19 protein-coding genes are annotated in these 15,752 nt (G+C 64.4%); 6 read left to right on the forward strand and 13 right to left on the reverse strand.

The features are described 5' to 3' along the window. From purE to C1D09_RS32680, 10 genes are all read right to left on the reverse strand, one after another. Positions 1-375 (reverse strand): 5-(carboxyamino)imidazole ribonucleotide mutase (gene purE, locus C1D09_RS32635; protein WP_143978031.1); only part of this gene is annotated, 375 nt, incomplete at its 3' end. Between the two features lie 178 nt (positions 376-553). Further along, positions 554-1,459 carry an anti-sigma factor family protein gene (locus C1D09_RS32640; protein WP_143978032.1) on the reverse strand — a complete coding sequence of 302 codons (906 nt, stop codon included), beginning with the start codon at positions 1,457-1,459 and terminating at the stop codon, positions 554-556. Then, positions 1,456-1,995 (reverse strand): sigma-70 family RNA polymerase sigma factor, encoded by a 540-nt coding sequence (locus tag C1D09_RS32645; RefSeq protein ID WP_143978033.1) that lies wholly within the window; start codon positions 1,993-1,995, stop codon positions 1,456-1,458. Before C1D09_RS32645 ends, C1D09_RS32640 begins: the two co-directional genes overlap by 4 nt. A 37-nt stretch (positions 1,996-2,032) precedes the next feature. Continuing rightward, on the reverse strand, positions 2,033-2,236 hold the full coding sequence (locus C1D09_RS32650) for a hypothetical protein (RefSeq protein WP_143978034.1): 204 nt from the start codon (positions 2,234-2,236) through the stop codon (positions 2,033-2,035). A 103-nt stretch (positions 2,237-2,339) separates the two neighbouring features. Beyond that, complete coding sequence (locus tag C1D09_RS32655) at positions 2,340-3,545, reverse strand: aminotransferase class V-fold PLP-dependent enzyme (protein WP_143978035.1); 1,206 nt, start codon at positions 3,543-3,545, stop codon at positions 2,340-2,342. A gap of 25 nt (positions 3,546-3,570) precedes the next feature. Then, positions 3,571-4,032, reverse strand: coding sequence for a RidA family protein (locus C1D09_RS32660; protein ID WP_010911960.1), 462 nt, complete (start codon positions 4,030-4,032; stop codon positions 3,571-3,573). 31 nt (positions 4,033-4,063) lie between these two features. After that, positions 4,064-4,858 (reverse strand): amino acid ABC transporter ATP-binding protein, encoded by a 795-nt coding sequence (locus C1D09_RS32665; RefSeq protein WP_143978036.1) that lies wholly within the window; start codon positions 4,856-4,858, stop codon positions 4,064-4,066. Between the two features lie 4 nt (positions 4,859-4,862). Further along, positions 4,863-5,513: an amino acid ABC transporter permease gene (locus tag C1D09_RS32670; RefSeq protein WP_143978037.1), complete on the reverse strand. Its 651-nt coding sequence runs from the start codon at positions 5,511-5,513 to the stop codon at positions 4,863-4,865. Between the two features lies 1 nt (position 5,514). Then, entirely contained in the window at positions 5,515-6,180 is a 666-nt protein-coding gene (locus C1D09_RS32675; protein WP_143978038.1) for an amino acid ABC transporter permease, read from the reverse strand. Positions 6,181-6,253: 73 nt separating this feature from the next. Continuing rightward, positions 6,254-7,084: a transporter substrate-binding protein gene (locus C1D09_RS32680; RefSeq protein ID WP_010911956.1), complete on the reverse strand. Its 831-nt coding sequence runs from the start codon at positions 7,082-7,084 to the stop codon at positions 6,254-6,256. 170 nt (positions 7,085-7,254) lie between these two features. Between C1D09_RS32680 and C1D09_RS32685 the strand changes: the two genes are divergently transcribed. After that, a complete protein-coding gene (locus C1D09_RS32685) occupies positions 7,255-8,043 on the forward strand; it encodes an IclR family transcriptional regulator (RefSeq protein WP_143978039.1) in 789 nt (262 codons plus the stop codon). Positions 8,044-8,053: 10 nt separating this feature from the next. Here C1D09_RS32685 and C1D09_RS32690 read toward each other — a convergent pair whose 3' ends face one another. Further along, a complete protein-coding gene (locus C1D09_RS32690; protein ID WP_143978040.1) occupies positions 8,054-8,257 on the reverse strand; it encodes a YdcH family protein in 204 nt (67 codons plus the stop codon). Between the two features lie 240 nt (positions 8,258-8,497). Here C1D09_RS32690 and C1D09_RS32695 point away from each other — a divergent pair, with 240 nt between their 5' ends. The 5 genes from C1D09_RS32695 to C1D09_RS32715 all read left to right on the forward strand — a co-directional run bounded on the left by C1D09_RS32695 (position 8,498) and on the right by C1D09_RS32715 (position 12,506). Next, positions 8,498-8,677 (forward strand): YdcH family protein, encoded by a 180-nt coding sequence (locus tag C1D09_RS32695; RefSeq protein WP_010911953.1) that lies wholly within the window; start codon positions 8,498-8,500, stop codon positions 8,675-8,677. Between the two features lie 317 nt (positions 8,678-8,994). After that, entirely contained in the window at positions 8,995-10,248 is a 1,254-nt protein-coding gene (gene ispG / locus C1D09_RS32700; protein WP_143978041.1) for a flavodoxin-dependent (E)-4-hydroxy-3-methylbut-2-enyl-diphosphate synthase, read from the forward strand. 5 nt (positions 10,249-10,253) lie between these two features. Then, complete coding sequence (locus tag C1D09_RS32705; protein ID WP_143978042.1) at positions 10,254-11,108, forward strand: lytic transglycosylase domain-containing protein; 855 nt, start codon at positions 10,254-10,256, stop codon at positions 11,106-11,108. Between the two features lie 37 nt (positions 11,109-11,145). Then, positions 11,146-11,697 (forward strand): phosphotransferase-like protein, encoded by a 552-nt coding sequence (locus C1D09_RS32710; RefSeq protein WP_143978043.1) that lies wholly within the window; start codon positions 11,146-11,148, stop codon positions 11,695-11,697. A gap of 56 nt (positions 11,698-11,753) precedes the next feature. Continuing rightward, complete coding sequence (locus C1D09_RS32715) at positions 11,754-12,506, forward strand: Stf0 family sulfotransferase (RefSeq protein ID WP_143978044.1); 753 nt, start codon at positions 11,754-11,756, stop codon at positions 12,504-12,506. Positions 12,507-12,512: 6 nt separating this feature from the next. On the opposite strand, the gene C1D09_RS32720 is transcribed toward C1D09_RS32715, so the two are convergent. After that, positions 12,513-14,858 (reverse strand): response regulator, encoded by a 2,346-nt coding sequence (locus tag C1D09_RS32720; protein ID WP_143978045.1) that lies wholly within the window; start codon positions 14,856-14,858, stop codon positions 12,513-12,515. A gap of 112 nt (positions 14,859-14,970) precedes the next feature. Continuing rightward, complete coding sequence (locus tag C1D09_RS32725) at positions 14,971-15,726, reverse strand: SDR family oxidoreductase (RefSeq protein ID WP_143978046.1); 756 nt, start codon at positions 15,724-15,726, stop codon at positions 14,971-14,973. Between the last annotated feature and the right edge of the window lie 26 nt (positions 15,727-15,752).

Below are 15,752 nucleotides of genomic sequence, written 5' to 3' on the forward strand. Positions count from 1 at the left end.
GGCCGCACCCGCCTTGCCGATGGCCAGCGTCCCAACCGGAATGCCGGCCGGCATCTGGACGATGGAGAGCAGCGAATCCTGCCCCGACAGCGCCTTCGATTCCACCGGCACGCCGAACACCGGCAGCGGCGTCATCGCCGCCGTCATGCCGGGCAGGTGAGCCGCGCCGCCGGCGCCGGCGATGATCACCTTGTAGCCGGCGGCCTTGGCGCCCTTGGCGAATTCATAGAGCCGGTCGGGCGTGCGATGCGCGGAGATGATCAGGCGCTTGTGCGGGACGCCGAGCGCTTCCAGCGTTTCGGCCGCCTGGCGCATCGTCGCCCAGTCGGACTGGCTACCCATGATGATGGCGACATCGGCGCATTGGTCGTCCAAGCTTCTGCTCTCCGGCAACAAAGGCGCGCCTTAGCGGAATTCGGCAGCGACGGCAAGGATACGCGGGCATGCTTGCGCTCCAGCGAGGCGGAAACCGGCCCGCTAGAGGCTGTGAGGCTCTGCTTCGGGCCGAGACGGGCTCAAAGCCTTGGGATCGACAAATGAGGGAGGGTAGCCCTCACACCGCCGCCTTGCGAAAGCGGGCGACGAAGTCGTCGAGTTCCGGGCGTTCCATGTCGGAGATCGCCCAGTAGGAGAAGGCGCCGTCGCTCCAGTGCACCATCGAGAAGCCGCCGGAGGAAAGGTCGTCCGGCTGAGTGGTCTTGCCGCCTTGCTGCGGTTCGGCCACCAGCGTGATCAGATGCTCGCGATGGCGGTAGACCAGGGCCGGCACCGGCCGGCCGGATATCACCTCGACCCGGCCACCGATCAGCGCGTAGCCATCCTGGACAAGGTCGGGCGCCGGCGGCGAGACGCCGATGCGGGCGTCGAGCCAGGGCTTGACCGTATGGCGGTCGGACGAGACGATATCGATCGGGCTCGCGGCAAGCAGGCTGCGGCGATGGCCGCTGGCGACCGCGGCGGCGAAGCCGTCATCCACGCCGCTCTGTATCATCCATTGCGTCGCCCCGCTGGCCAGCACGGCGCTGATCATGATCGACGCGGCCATCGCGCGCCAGTCGAACGAGCCGAAGCGGCGCGTTCTCTGTGATGGACGCGCCTGAGAAGGACGTGTCCCGGCTCCCCGTCTCTGGCCGCCGCCAGCGCCGGCAATCAACCCCGGCAGCGTCGGCGGCGTACCCCGCTGTGGCTCCGCCTCGACCGAGGCCTGCCGTTCTGTGCCGGCCATGCCGATCGCCGCGATGCGGGCCCGAAATGCGTCGCTGACATCGGGGCGCGGCAAGCGGCTGACGGCGCCTTGCAAGGCGACAATGCGGGCATGCTCCGCGGCAAGCCTGGGGTCGGCGGCAATGCGACGCTCCACGGCAAGAGCGGCCGCCGCATCAAGCTCGCCATCGACAAGAGCATGGATCATCAGTCTGATACCTTCGGGATCGTTGGGCAGTCCGTCGTCGTGTGTCATGACGCTCTCCCGAGTTCAGACGCGAGCAGGCCACGGGCCCGGGCCAGCCTGGACATCACCGTGCCGATCGGCACGGCAAGCATGGCCGATATCTCGCGATAGCTCAGGCCATTGATATCACGCAGCACCAGCGTCTCGCGAAATGGCTGCTGCAGGGCAGCGATCGCCGCCTCCAGTGCCGCACTATCGGCTTTGGCGATCAGGCTTGCCTCCGGGCCGTCCTCGTCGGGCATGCTGGTGCCGTGCGCCGCCGCCATGTCATCGAGGTCGCCGAGATCACCGACGGCCATCATGGCACGCGGCCGGTTGCGCGCCATCCAGGTGTAGGAGGTGTTGCGCACGATGGTCAGCAGCCATGCGCGGGCGTTGCCGCCGGCGTAGCCTGATATGCCGGCATGCGCCTTGATGCAGGCATCCTGCACCACGTCCTCGGCATCGGCGGCATTGCCCGTCAGCCAGCGGGCCAGCGCCAGCGCATCGCCGAGATGCGGCAGCACCACTTCGTTGAAGCGTTCTGCCAGGGCCCTCTCGCTCAAAGCGGCACCATGATCCGAAACTCCAGGCCGCGCCGCCTCAGGATGCGACGGCGACCTTGCCCTGCTCGCAGGGACAAAGCCCCCGGAAGCAGGCAGGGCCGCCTGCCTTGCCGAAACTGAATTCATCTGCGTCACCGGTGTCAAGCGCCACGTAGGAGACGCCGATGATGATCACGCGGTCCAACTGATGCCAGCAGCGGTTGCCACGCCCCTGTGCGCTGTGCTCGTCATGATACTGCATGTCGGTCTCCTCAACGCCAGCAGAGGCGTATGCTTGGAAGACCTGTTGCGACGACGGTTTATTCCCGCCTTGCGAAAAAATCGTTGTTCGCGGTCGCGCGCGATCAATCCGGCCAGCGCAGTGCGCCAGAAGAATCCTTCCGCGCTGCCTTCATGGCCTCAGCGGGCCGATCCTTCGCCGTCAGCACGGCACGCAGCCGCTCGGCGACAACCTCCGCTTCCCCGGGATGGAGGTTGCAGGGATCGAGGAAGAAGTGGCCGCGCTCGACTTCGTGGTTGCGCACGATGATAGGCGGCGAGCCCGCGGCCAGCGCCGAGGCAAGGCCGGCGGCGCTGAAGCGGCTCTCAGGCGACACGAAGACCTGCAGCCGGTCGAGCGGGTTGGCTGTCGGGTCAGGGATGATCTTGGCAAGGATACCCGGCAATCCCTGCAGAGCGTCCTTCCAGAGGTTGAGCGCCGCCTCCTCACGCCGGCGGATGCCGGCGTGGTCGCGCTTTTCCCAGGCTTCGAGTGCCGCCATGGTGCCGGCGATGCTTTCCTTGCCGACCTTCATGGCCCGCGCCACGCCGCGGTTCTGCAGATAGGCGGCGCGTACCAGATCCTTGCGGCCGGTGACGATGCCGCTGGTCGGGCCCGAGAGGAATTTGTGGCCGCTGTAGATGACCACGTCGGCGCCGCGCGCCAGAAAAACGCGCAGATCATATTCGGACGCGGCATCGACGATCACCGGCACGCCCTTGGCATGGCAGATTTCGCAGAATTCCTCCAGCGACAGCATGCCGTACTGCACCGTGTGGTGGGCGACGACGTAGAGGCCGGCCGCCGTGCGCTCGTTTATCGCTTCGCGCACATGATAATCCTGGGTGACGCTGACCGTGCCGGCGGGCACCACCTTGGCGCCGGCGACGCGGATCGACTGGTCGATCGGGGCGCCGTAATTGACGATGTGGCCAAGCTGGATGACGACCTCTGATTTGAGGTCGCCGGTGTCATCAGGCAGGCGCTCGATGGCGAGCAGGTTGGTTCCCGCCATAGCGCCGGCGATCGCCATCGTGATGCCGCTGGCGCAGCAGGCGGTGATGAAGCCGGCCTCGCCGCCCGTGAGGCGCGCCACCACCGTGCTCGCCGCGCGCTGCAGATCGTCCATCTCAACCCATTGCGAGGCGATCTCCGCCATGGCGCTGATCGCCTCCGGAACGATGATCGATGCGCCGAGCGCGGTCATGGTGCCGGAGACATTGATGATCGGTCGCAAACCCAGCCGCTCGCGAATGGTGGTGTTGGAACCGGTGTCGGAGTAGGTTTTCATGTGAGCGGATCCCGTGAGTGGCAGGTCAGGCGGCGATCTCGACGACCGCCTCGATTTCGACAGTGATGTTTCCAGGCAGCGAGCCGACGCCGATCGCCGAACGGGCATGGCCGCCGATCTTGTCGAACACATCGGCGAACAGGTCCGAACAGCCATTGACCACTTTCGGGTGGTCGCTGAAGGTCGGCGTCGCGTTGACGAAGCCGAGCAGCTTGACGACGCGTACGATGCGGCCGAGATCGCCGGCGGCGGCATGCATGACGGCCAGCAGATTGAGCCCGGTCAGGCGCGCATGCTCATAGGCCTGTTCGACGGTCACGTCCTCGCCGACCTTGCCGGTACAGAGCGTGCCGTCGGCGCGCAGCGGCCCCTGGCCTGACAGGAAGATCAGCCGCCCGCTCTCGGCATGGGTGACGAAGTTGGCGATGGGCGTCGGCGGCTCGGGCAGTGTCAGGCCGAGTTCGGCGAGCCGGATGTAAGGCGTCATGGAAGCGGGCTCCTTGGGACGGTGTTGGCCGTCAGAAATGCGAGGCGCGGAAGCGCGCCAGGAAGGTGCGGAGGCGCTCATTGCTGGTTTCCGCCGCCAGGATCTCCTTGGGCGGGCCGACGGCGCTGACGCCGCCATCGGCCATGAAGACGATGCGGCTCGAAGCGTCGCGGGCAAAGGCCATTTCGTGCGTAACCATCAGCATGGTCATGCCGTCCTCGGCGAGGCTGCGCACCACGGCCAGCACCTCGCCGACCAGTTCGGGGTCAAGCGCCGAGGTGATCTCGTCGAGCAAAAGGATTTTCGGCTCCATCGCCACGGCACGCGCGATGCCGACGCGCTGCTGCTGGCCGCCGGAGAGCTCGGCCGGCAGGCTGTCGGCCTTGTGGGCGAGGCCGACGCGGCCGAGCCAGTGTTCGGCGATCTGGCGCGCCTCGGTCTGGCTCTTTCCCCGCACCTTGGTGAGCCCGAGCATGATGTTGCCGGCCGCCGTGAGATGCGGGAACAGGTTGAAGCTCTGGAACACCATGCCGGTCTCGGCGCGCATCGCGGCCAAGTCGCGTTCGCTGCGGCGCCGGCGCGTCCCGGCCTCGCGATAACCAACCTCCTTGCCGTCGATACGGATCGAGCCTGAGTCGTAGCTTTCGAGGAAGTTGACGCAGCGCAGCAACGTGGTCTTGCCGCTGCCGGAGGGGCCGATGACGGTGACCACTTCGCCGCGTTTCACCTGAAGGCTGACGGATCGCAGCACCTCGACGGCGCCGAAAGCCTTGGAGACATCGTGCACGTCGAGCAGCGCGGGACTGGCGTTTGTGGCGTCGGACATCGTGCTATTCCCGAATGAAGGCAAAGCGCCGCTCGAGCCGCCGGCTGGCGAGCGAAAGCGCGTAGTTGACCGCGAAATAGATGAGCGCGCCGAGGATATAGAGCGGCATCGCCTCATAGGTGCGGCCGATGACCTGGTTGATGGCCTGCATCAGATCGGTGATGCCGAGCAGCGACACCAGTGCACTGCCCTTGACCGCGTCGGTGACGCCGTTGATCCAGGGCGGCAGGAAGCGCCTGAAGGCTTGCGGGAAGATGACGGAGGTGAGCCGCTGGCGGAAGGTCAGCCCGATCGCCATCGCGGCCTCAGACTGGCCTTTCGGGATCGAGGCGACCGCACCCCTGAGATATTCGATGACCTGGGCCGTCTTGAACAGGGTGAGCGCCAGCACGGCGGCCCAGAAGGACGGCAGATGCAGCCCGATCGCCGGCAGGCCGTAATAGACGAAGAACATCAGCACCAGGATCGGAATGCCGCGAATGGTGTCGGAGAAGATGCGCACCGCCCAGCGCAACGGGGCGGGGCCATAGACCAGGCCGACGCCAAGCAGGACGCCGGCGACGAGCGACAGGGTGACGACCAGAAACGACACCCAAAGGGTCAGGGCGAAGCCTTTGGCGAGGAAGGGCAGGGCGTAGAGGATCTGGCTCGCCATGTCAGCGCGCCGCCCTGAACCGGCGCTCGACGAGCCTGAGCCCGAAAAGCAGGATATAGCCGGTCACCAGATACATCGCCGTCGTCACCAGATAGACCTCGACGATGCGGAAAGTGTTGAAGTTGATCCACTGGGCGCCGAAGGTGAGTTCCGGCACCGAGATGACCGAGGCGATCGAGGTGTCCTTGAAGAGCGAGATGAAGGTGTTGGACAGAGCGGGCAACGTGATGCGCAGCATGGTCGGCAGGCGCACATGGACGAGCCTTTGCCAGGGCGTCAGGCCGATCGCCCTGCCGGCATCGAGCTGGCCGCGCGGGACGGCCTCGAGGCCCGAGCGAAACACCTCGACCAGATAGGCGCCGCTATAGACCGACAGCGTCAGGACAAACGAGGTCGGCGCGCTGTAGGCCAGGTCGACCACGGTCGGCACACCGTAGAAGACGAGATAAACGAGCAGGATCAGCGGCACGTTGCGGATGAATTCGACATAGGCGGCGATGATCGCCCGCACGACGCGTCCGGCCGAGACATACCAGACCGCGAGCGCCAGGCCGATGACGGTGCCGATGGCGATAGAGATCACCGCAAGCTCGAGGCTGAGCAGCAGCCCGCCCCACAGCTTGTCGAAATGCCGCCAGATCAGGTTGAAATTGAGGGCATAGCCCATGCGTGCGCCTCGATGTGAAGGCCGTGGGATGGATTGCGGAAGGGCTGGAATGCCGCCCTTCCGCAATCCCGGATCAGATGACGGGGAAGCCGGGGTGGCGTGCCGGCGGCTCCTGGCCGAAGTAATCCTTGAAGGCGGCATCGTAGAGCGCCGATTCATGGCCGAACATGGCGATGGTGAAGGTCTGGTTGACGAAGGTCAGCCAGTCGAGGTCGCCCTGCCGCAAGGCCGCGCCGTAGAGCATTGAATACCAGCTCTTGCCGGCGTCGAAATATTTGTCCGGATTGCGCGAGGCGAGCCAGCGCACGGTGGACAGGTCGACCGCGGCGGCGTCGGCGCGCTTGGATTCCAGCGCCTGCAACACGTTGGCCTGGGTGTCGATCTGCAACACCTGTGCCTGTGGCAAGGCATAGTGGACGGAGCTTTCGGCATCGACATTCTGCAGGATGGAGATGCGCGTCGCCGAACCGCCGGCAAGCAGCTTGTCGAAGGTCTTGTTCTCGGCGGTGGGCAGCGTCAGCAAGGCGACGCCTTCGACATAGTAAGGCCGGCTGAAGTTGATCAGCTGCGAGCGCTGCGCCGTCATCGTCATGAACTGGATGGTGATGTCGACCTTGTTGGTGGTGACGTTGGGAATGCGCTGCGCCGGATCCTGCATGACGAATTCGACCTTGGTCGGATCATCGAACAGGCCCTTGGCCAGGATGCGTCCCATGGTGATGTCCATGCCGACCAGTTCGCCGGCATCGTTCTCGAAATGCCAGGGCGCGTTGGTGCTGCCGGTGCCGACGATCAGCTTGCCGCGGTCGAGTACGGTGCGCAGCAGGCTGTCGGATGCCGCCTGGGCGGCCGCCTTCTGCGCATCGACGGTTGCCAGCACGCCGGCCGTGGCCAGTCCCGCCATTCCCAATTTCAGAAAATCACGTCTTCCGGATGTGTCGTTCACGGCGACCTCCTTTCGTGTTGTGTTCCCCTTGTACAGGCAAGACATACGTCGATGATTTTACTTAGATTGTCTCTTACAAGAGACGCATGTATCCTGTACAAGACAGATACTAGCACGAGGAATCGACAATGCAAGATGGCAATGCCCTGGCCGTTTCGGCCGACGAAAAGACGACGGCCTCCAGGGAGAAGGGCCTCAACCGGGTGCTCGAGATCCTGGACTTCCTGCACACGACGCAGCGGGCGATCGGCATTGGCGACCTGGCCAAGGGGGTGAACGCACCCCGCTCGACGACCTACACGTTGGTGCGGTCGCTGGTCGACGCCGGCCTGCTGGAGATGGCAGGCGACGGCAACCGCGTCTATTTCGGCAAGAAGCTTTATCTCTATGGAATGGATTATGTGCGCGGCAACGACCTGCTGCGGCGCGGGCGCCAGGAGGTCGACCATCTGTCGCGCGAGACCGGCGAGACCTCGGAACTGTGCATGCTGCAAAGCGGCCGCTACACCATCGTCCACTCCAGCCCAGGCACCAGGCCGTTTCGCATCAGCTCCGCCACCGGCCTGCAGATCCCGCTGCCCTGGACCGCGTCCGGCCGGCTGCTTCTGGCGGGGCTGGAGCGGGCCGAGGTCGAAGCCATGGTGTCGGAAGACGATCTCGTGCTGCCCGACGGCCGCAAGCTGCGGCTCGACGATTTCATCGCCGACATCGCCGAGGCGCGGATCACCGGCTACTGCGTCACCTCGGGCCTGGTCGATGCCTATACGAAGTGCCTTGCGGTGCCGGTCTTTTCAGCGCCGGGCAAGGTCGAGGCGACGATGTGCCTGGTTGTTCCCATCGACACCTCCGACGAGCGGACCGGCAGTCTCATCGGTCTGCTGCGCGACCGCGCGACAAGGCTTTCGATCGGCGCATAAGGGAAAGCGTTCAGGCGATGATGTCTGGGATGATCTTGTCTTCCAGCTTCATCAACCGGTCCTTGAGCACGAGCTTCTTCTTTTTCATGCGCTGGATCTGCAGCGGGTCGCAGTTTGTGGCGATCATCGCGTTGATCGCCGCATCGAAATCGGCATGTTCCTGCTTCAGCCGGGAAAATTCGAGGCGAATATCGGCCTGTTCCTGATCGGACATTCTCTACCGTCTGCACGTCTGCGGCGCCCAAAAACTGGGCCTGATTGGGCGGGGATGGCAATTTTCTGCCACCGGCGCGCAGGCCATATCACATTTCACCTTGTCGTGGAATGCTACCACGCAGCATTCGACATCGCAGTCGGAAGGTGGCAAAGTGTCATTGTGCCGTCACAGAAGCGACCTGCGGTGGACGCGCCGTGACGGCTGCAATCGAGGAAACCATGAAAGGGAGAACCAATCATGTCTCTTGCATCCCATCTTGATGAGTTGCAGCGGAAACACGGCGACATCGAACGCGAAATCGATGACGCGATGAACCACCCGTCGGTGGACGACCTCGAAATCGTGAATCTCAAGCGACGCAAGCTGGCACTCAAGGATGCGATTGAGAAACTGAAAGCGCAACCGACCACGCATTGATGCACGACTGACATAGCCGCCACTATGCGGTCCTTGCCGGCGGCAACCGCCGCCGGTGCAGGTTGTTTGATTTTCAGCACGATGTCATAAGCCGCAGCTAATATCCTTTCCGCTGCCTTTTTCCCCCCTGGCCACAGCCGGGTCTTGTGCCGTTTCAGCCCGCCGGCTGGGATCAATTGCTGCCAGTGGCGACCTGTCGCCATTGACAAGCCATCTTTGCTCCTCCACCTCATGCCCGAACCTCAGCGCATCGGCCCCGGGGAGTGCTTGTGTGTCCGAGCGGACGCATGGGGCTTCAGAGACAAAAGGCTGCCGGCATGACCGGATATTTTTCCTTTCCCTTCCCACGCCGCACCTCGGTCGGCGTCGATGTTGGCGGCGTGGTCGTCGGCGGCGGCGCGCCTGTCGTGGTGCAGTCGATGACCAACACCGACACCGCCGACATCGATCAGACCGTCGCGCAGGTCGCGGCACTGCACCGCGCCGGCTCCGAGATCGTGCGCATCACCGTCGACCGGGACGAGAGCGCGGCCGCCGTGCCGCGCATTCATGAACGGCTTCGGCGCCTCGGCATCAATGTGCCGCTGGTCGGCGACTTCCACTATATCGGCCACAAGTTGCTCGCCGACCATCCAGCCTGCGCCGAGGCCCTGGCCAAATACCGCATCAATCCGGGCAATGTCGGCTTCAAGGACAAGAAGGACCGGCAGTTCACCGATATCGTCGAAATGGCGATCAAGCATGACAAGCCGGTACGCATCGGCGTCAACTGGGGTTCGCTCGACCAGGAGCTTCTGACCCGGCTGATGGACGACAACCAGAACAAGGGTTTTCCGCTGACGGCGCAGGAAGTGATGCGCGAGGCGATCGTGCAGTCGGCGATCCTGTCGGCCGAGATGGCCGAGGAGATCGGCCTTGGCCGCGACAAGATCATCCTGTCGGCCAAGGTCAGCGGCGTGCAGGACCTGATTGCCGTCTACACCGAACTTGCCACCCGCTCCGACCATGCGCTGCATCTGGGCCTCACCGAGGCCGGCATGGGCTCGAAAGGCATCGTCGCCTCGTCAGCCGCCATGGGCATCCTCTTGCAGCAAGGCATTGGCGACACCATTCGCATCTCGCTGACGCCGGAGCCGAATGGCGACCGCACGCGCGAAGTGCAGGTGGCGCAGGAACTGTTGCAGACCATGGGGTTCCGCCAGTTCGTGCCGATCGTCGCGGCCTGCCCCGGCTGCGGCCGCACGACCTCCACCGTGTTCCAGGAGCTTGCCCAGAACATCCAGGCCGACCTGCGCAAGAACATGCCGGTGTGGCGCGAAAAATATCCAGGCGTCGAGAACCTCAAGGTCGCGGTGATGGGCTGCATCGTCAACGGCCCCGGCGAGTCCAAGCATGCCGATATCGGCATTTCGCTGCCGGGCACCGGCGAGACGCCGACGGCGCCCGTCTTCGTCGACGGCAAGAAGGCGGCGACGCTGCGCGGACCGTCGATCGCGGCGGATTTCGAGAAAATGGTCGCCGACTATATCGAGCAGAGGTTCGGACGCGGCGGCAAAGCCGCGGCGGAGTAGACGACATGCAGCGTTTCCTCAGGGCGACGCTGGTTCTGCTTTGCGCCCTGGGGTGCTCGACATCCGTTCAGGCGGATCCGCCGCAATCCGCCAAGCAACGGCTGATCGACAAGGTCTGCAACCTGATCCAGGCCCATGCCGACCGGAACGGCCTGCCCCGTGATTTCTTCGCCAGGCTGATCTGGAAGGAAAGTCGTTTCGATCCGAATGCCGTCAGCCCCGTCGGCGCCGAAGGCATCGCCCAGTTCATGCCCGGCACCGCCAGAATGCGAGGCCTCGAAAACTCCTTCGACATCAACCAAGCGATCCCGGCTTCGGCGAAGTATCTCGCCGAAATGAAAACCAGCTACGGTAATCTCGGCCTGGCGGCGGCGGCCTACAATGCCGGCGAAAGCCGTGTATCGCGCTGGCTGGGCTCGGGCGGCTTCCTGCCGATGGAGACCGAGAGCTATGTCTTCGACGTCATGGGCGAGCCGGTCGACAAGTTCACAGACCCCGCCTATGCCGGAAAGATCGAGCCGCTCGACGCCAAGACGGATTTTGCCGTCGCCTGCCGCAAACTGCCTGTCATCATGTCGCGGACCGTGGCGATGGCATCGATCAACGTCAAACCATGGGGCGTCCAAGTGGCCGGCAATTTCCGCCGCGGTGCCGCCATCAGCCAGTGGCTCAGGGTCAGGAGCCGGTTCCCGGCGCTGCTTGCCGGCCATGATCCGGTGGTGAGCCGGGTGCGCACGCCGATCGGCCGGCGCGGCATCTACGCGGTCAGGATCGGCATCGACGATCGTGCCGCCGCCAATGTCATCTGCCAGAAATTGCAAAGCGTCGGCGGGGCATGCGTGGTGGTACGCAACCGGTAAGAACCTGAAACGCCATGTGTCTGAAAGGCATCTGACCATGACCGCCAAGATCGTTCTGCTCAACGGCGTCGGCAGCGCCGGCAAGAGTTCGATCGCCAGGGCGCTGCAGCCGATCACCGCATCGCCGTTCCTGCATGTCCAGATGGACAGGTTCATCGAGATGCTGCCCGATGCCTTGCAGGATCACCCTGATGGTTTTTCCTATGAGACGACCGAGCAGGACGGCAAGCCCGCGGTCGTGATCAGGATCGGACCGGTCGGCGCGCGGACCCTGGGCGGCATGCGCCATGCCATCGCGCCGATGGCCGCGCAAGGCAACAACCTCATCGTCGACGACGTGCTCTGCTACGGCGAAATATCGGAATATCTCGGACTGCTGTCCGGCTTCGACCTGCATCTGGTCGGTGTGATGGCGCCGCTGGAGGTGCTCGAAGCGCGCGAAGCACGGCGGGACGGTCGCTTGCCGGGTCTGGCGCGCTGGCAATATGAGCGCGTCCACAAGGATATCGGCTACGATCTCGAAGTCGACACCTGCCGGCTCACGCCACTCGAATGTGCCCGTCGCATCCAGCAGGAATTTCGATTATAGGCGGCGGCTGATCGGCCGGGGTTGTCCTGCCCGCGACGAACGACGAGGTGAGCGGGATGTTCGACGCCTACATTATATGCGGCACGCCGAGAACTGGCAGCACGCTGCTGTGCAAGCTCCTGGCCTCCACGGGGACATCAGGCGATCCGCACTCCTTCTATCGGCGGCAAGACCTGTCGGAATGGGCCGACGAGTGGAAACTGCCAGCCCGCCACACGATGGGCGAACTTGAATTCAACCTTGCCTATCTCGATGCGGCAATCACCGCCGGCAAGGGCGGGACAGGCATCTTCGGCCTGCGCCTGATGCGCGAAAACCTGGATGAACTTTCGGTGATCCTGGACCGGATTTTCCCAGGGCTGGCGTCAGACACAGCGCGCTTCGAAAAGGCCTTTGGCCGCATTCTCTACATCCACCTGTCGCGTGAGAACAAGCTTGCGCAGGCGATCTCGCTGATCAAGGCACAGCAGACCGGCCTCTGGCACATCGCGCCGGATGGCACCGAGATCGAAAGGGTCGCACCGGCGCAGGAACCCCGGTATGATTTCGAGCGGATCAAAGGGGAACGCGCCAAGCTCGAAGCCTATGACACGGCGTGGAACATCTGGTTCGCGGCGCAAGGCATAACACCGCTGCGGGTTGGCTACGATCGTCTCTCCGCCGATCCGGCGGCGGCCTTGCTGGGCGTCTGCGAGGCCCTTGGCGTTCCTTCGCCGAATGCCGGGGACATCCGGCCGGGCGTCGCAAAGCTCGCCGACGAGACAAGCCTCGACTGGATGCGCCGCTATCGTCTGGACGCGGCCGGCTGACGTGGATCACGCCGTCTTGGCCACCACCGTCTCGCTGAGCCAGGTGCCGATTTTCGTCCCCAGGCGGTCGGGCGAAACCGGCTTCGGCAGATAGTCGTCCATACCGGCCTCGATGCACTTGTCGCGATCGCCCTTCAGCGCGTGAGCGGTGACGCCGATGATCGGGATGTGACCGCCCGACGAGGTCTCGATCGCCCGGATGGCGCGGGTTGCCTCGTAGCCGTTCATCTCGGGCATCGAGACATCCATCAGGATCAGTTTCGGATGCAGCGACCGGTACATCTCGACCGCCGTGCGGCCGTTGCCGGCGATGCGGTAGCTCAGACCGAGCCCGTTGAGGATCTGGCCGAACACCAGCTGGTTCACCTCATTGTCCTCGGCGATGAGGATGTCGATCGGGCCGTTCGGCGTGGCGGTCGATTCCGGCACTGCCATGACCGGCATGGCCGGGCCGCGGATGACGGTGAAGGCGGGCGGAGCCGCCTGCGGCACCGGCTTCGGCTGGACCGGTTCGCGGGTGAACTGCGCCTTGCCGACCTGCGAGCGAGCCTTCTGGATGACCGAGATGACCGTGCCGAGCAGGACCGCCGAACGCGCCGGCTTGGTCAGATGCGCCGATATGCCGAAATCGATGATCATCTTGCCGAAATCGACCTGATCGACCGAGGTCAGGATGACGATGGGGATGGCCGACAGCCGGCTGTCGGCGGCGATCGCCCGGGCGACATCGGCGCCATTCATGCCGGGCATCTGGTAGTCCAGGATGATGCAGTCGACGCTGGCACCCAGCTGGCAGGCGCGATCGAGGAAGGCCAGGCCCACCGCGCCGCTTTCGGCGGCGGCGCAGTCGAAGCTCCAGCTTCTGAGCTGCTCGAGCAGGATCTCGCGGTTGACCGGGTTGTCGTCGATGACCAGCACACGCGCGCCGGTGACGTCGACCGGCACGATCGCTTCGCGCGCCTCGGCATGATGCACGGGTAGCGGCACCGCGAACCAGAAGACGGAGCCGCGCCCGATCTCGCTCTCGACGCCGATCTTGCCGGCCATCAGGTCGACGAGGCGGGCGGCGATGGCAAGGCCCAGGCCGGTGCCTTCATGGCGGCGGGTCGAGGAGCCGTCGACCTGCGCGAATTTCTCGAACACGTTCTGCAGTTTCTCGGCCGGGATGCCGATGCCGGTGTCCTCGACCCGCAGCCTGAGCTGGACGACATCGTTGACGGTTTCGCCGCCGACATCGATCAACACGTGGCCCTTCTCGGTGAACTTCACGGCATTGCCGACCAGATTGGTGACGATCTGCCGGAAGCGGCCGGCGTCGCCGACGACATGGGCCGGCAGGCGCGGATCGACACGCACGATCAGTTCCAGGTTCTTTTCGGCGACGCGTGCAGAGACCAGTGTGGCCACATCCTCGACCGCTTCGGTGAGACGGAAAGGGGCAGGGTCCAGGGTGAGCTGTCCGGCGTTGATCTTGGAGAAATCGAGGATGTCGTTGATGATGGTGAGCAGCGCATTGCCGGATTTGACGATGACGTCGGTGAAGGTCTTCTGGCGTGGGGTGAGTTCGGTCTTGGCCAGCAGCTCGGCCATGCCGAGCACGCCGTTCATCGGCGTGCGGATCTCGTGACTCATATTGGCCAGGAATTCCGACTTGGCGCGATCGGCGGCCTCTGCCTTGAACAGGGATTCGGCCGATTGGGCAAAGGCGCGGCGGATCGCCTGCTCCATCGGCCGGAAGATCCAGAAGGCAACGATGGCCAAGACGCCGAACAACAGGCCGCTCGCCCATAACAGCAAGCGGTCGCTGGAGGCGTCGGCCAGATGGCGCTCCTCGTCCATTGCGGTGCGGACGCGAACCAGCATCGGCTGAACGAACAGGTCGTTCTGATTGCGGATTTCCCGATAGCTCCATTCATCGGCCTTCTGCGCCACCGACATCAGATTGAAGTTGCGCACCATGTCATGCGCCGACCAGAACAGGTCGCCGTTGACCGAGGCTGTTTCGAGCTCGTTGAGGGTCTTGGCCGACAGTCGCGAGCGCACCGCGGCGAACTGGGCGGTCAGCGTGTCGATTTCGTTGGTCAGGCGTTCGGAATGGTCGCGGGCCGAGGCGGTCAGCGCGTCGCGTGTTTCGTTGCGCCAGGCGGAACCGGTCGTCTCGGCGAAGCTGGTCGCGTTGCGCAGGTCGCGGGTGAAGACGACGAGGTTGCTGCTCAGCGCGTCGATCTCGTGGCGGAAGGAATTGACACGGTTGAGCGCAACCATGATGGCCGTGGAAGCCAGCGCGAAAATCAGCAATCCTGAAAGATAGCGTATCCGGACAAACCGGATGAAGGAAGAATATTCCGGCATGCGCAACCCCAACACATACGCATTATTTTAACGACCGGGATTACGCTTCATTTACATTAAGATTTCGTTCGCGCGACCGGCCCGATTGCTCGTCCGTGCGGCGGCGCCGCGATCAGAGCGAGGCGGTGATGCCGCCGTCGACATAAAGGATATGGCCGTTGACGAAGGACGAAGCATCAGAAGCCAGGAAGACGCAGGCGCCGACCAGTTCCTCGACCTTGCCCCAGCGGCCGGCGGGGGTGCGCTTCTCGAGCCAGCCGGTGAAGGCCGGATCGGCGACGAGGGCTGCGTTCAGCGGTGTGTCGAAATAGCCGGGCGCGATGGCGTTGCATTGCAGGCCGTGTTTCGCCCAGTCCGTCGCCATACCCTTGGTCAGGTTGCCGACCGCGCCTTTTGTAGCCGTGTAAGGCGCGATACCGGGGCGGGCGAGGGCGGTCTGCACGGAAGCGATGTTGATGATCTTGCCGCGGCCGCGGCTGATCATATGGCGCGCAACCGCCTGGCCGACATGGAAGACGCTGGCGACATTGGTCTGCAGCAGCCGCTCGAACGCATCGGCGGGAAAATCCTCGAGCGGCGTGCGGAACTGCATGCCGGCATTGTTGACCAATATGTCGATTGGTCCGCCTGACAGCTCGAAATTGTCGATCGCGGCGCGAACCGCATCATGGTCGGTCGCGTCGAAGACAAGCGTTTGCGCCCCAGGGATCTGTGCCGCCGCGGCGCCGACCTTCCCCCCGTCACGGCCGTTGAGGATCACGCTTGCGCCGGCTTGCGCCAGGCCCTTGGCCAGAGCGAGCCCAATGCCTTGCGACGAGCCGGTTACGAGCGCCCGGCGACCGCTGAGATCGAACAGATTGGCCGACATTGAAGCTGATCTCCCATTTGTCTCTG

Source organism: Mesorhizobium intechi (assembly GCF_002879535.1).
Taxonomy (GTDB): Bacteria; Pseudomonadota; Alphaproteobacteria; order Rhizobiales; family Rhizobiaceae; genus Mesorhizobium; species Mesorhizobium intechi.

What these genes read in the sequence shown, in the direction of transcription:
- C1D09_RS32670 (WP_143978037.1), bottom strand. Translation starts at nt 5,513, where the DNA reads ATGGCGAGCCAGATCCTCTACGCCCTGCCCTTCCTCGCCAAAGGCTTC.
- C1D09_RS32675 (WP_143978038.1), bottom strand. Translation starts at nt 6,180, where the DNA reads ATGGGCTATGCCCTCAATTTCAACCTGATCTGGCGGCATTTCGACAAG.
- C1D09_RS32640 (WP_143978032.1), bottom strand. Translation starts at nt 1,459, where the DNA reads ATGACACACGACGACGGACTGCCCAACGATCCCGAAGGTATCAGACTG.
- C1D09_RS32725 (WP_143978046.1), bottom strand. Translation starts at nt 15,726, where the DNA reads ATGTCGGCCAATCTGTTCGATCTCAGCGGTCGCCGGGCGCTCGTAACC.
- C1D09_RS32720 (WP_143978045.1), bottom strand. Translation starts at nt 14,858, where the DNA reads ATGCCGGAATATTCTTCCTTCATCCGGTTTGTCCGGATACGCTATCTT.
- C1D09_RS32690 (WP_143978040.1), bottom strand. Translation starts at nt 8,257, where the DNA reads ATGTCCGATCAGGAACAGGCCGATATTCGCCTCGAATTTTCCCGGCTG.
- C1D09_RS32655 (WP_143978035.1), bottom strand. Translation starts at nt 3,545, where the DNA reads ATGAAAACCTACTCCGACACCGGTTCCAACACCACCATTCGCGAGCGG.
- C1D09_RS32695 (WP_010911953.1), top strand. Translation starts at nt 8,498, where the DNA reads ATGTCTCTTGCATCCCATCTTGATGAGTTGCAGCGGAAACACGGCGAC.
- C1D09_RS32650 (WP_143978034.1), bottom strand. Translation starts at nt 2,236, where the DNA reads ATGCAGTATCATGACGAGCACAGCGCACAGGGGCGTGGCAACCGCTGC.
- C1D09_RS32715 (WP_143978044.1), top strand. Translation starts at nt 11,754, where the DNA reads ATGTTCGACGCCTACATTATATGCGGCACGCCGAGAACTGGCAGCACG.
- ispG (WP_143978041.1), top strand. Translation starts at nt 8,995, where the DNA reads ATGACCGGATATTTTTCCTTTCCCTTCCCACGCCGCACCTCGGTCGGC.
- C1D09_RS32665 (WP_143978036.1), bottom strand. Translation starts at nt 4,858, where the DNA reads ATGTCCGACGCCACAAACGCCAGTCCCGCGCTGCTCGACGTGCACGAT.
- C1D09_RS32705 (WP_143978042.1), top strand. Translation starts at nt 10,254, where the DNA reads ATGCAGCGTTTCCTCAGGGCGACGCTGGTTCTGCTTTGCGCCCTGGGG.
- C1D09_RS32660 (WP_010911960.1), bottom strand. Translation starts at nt 4,032, where the DNA reads ATGACGCCTTACATCCGGCTCGCCGAACTCGGCCTGACACTGCCCGAG.
- C1D09_RS32710 (WP_143978043.1), top strand. Translation starts at nt 11,146, where the DNA reads ATGACCGCCAAGATCGTTCTGCTCAACGGCGTCGGCAGCGCCGGCAAG.
- C1D09_RS32685 (WP_143978039.1), top strand. Translation starts at nt 7,255, where the DNA reads ATGCAAGATGGCAATGCCCTGGCCGTTTCGGCCGACGAAAAGACGACG.
- C1D09_RS32680 (WP_010911956.1), bottom strand. Translation starts at nt 7,084, where the DNA reads ATGGCGGGACTGGCCACGGCCGGCGTGCTGGCAACCGTCGATGCGCAG.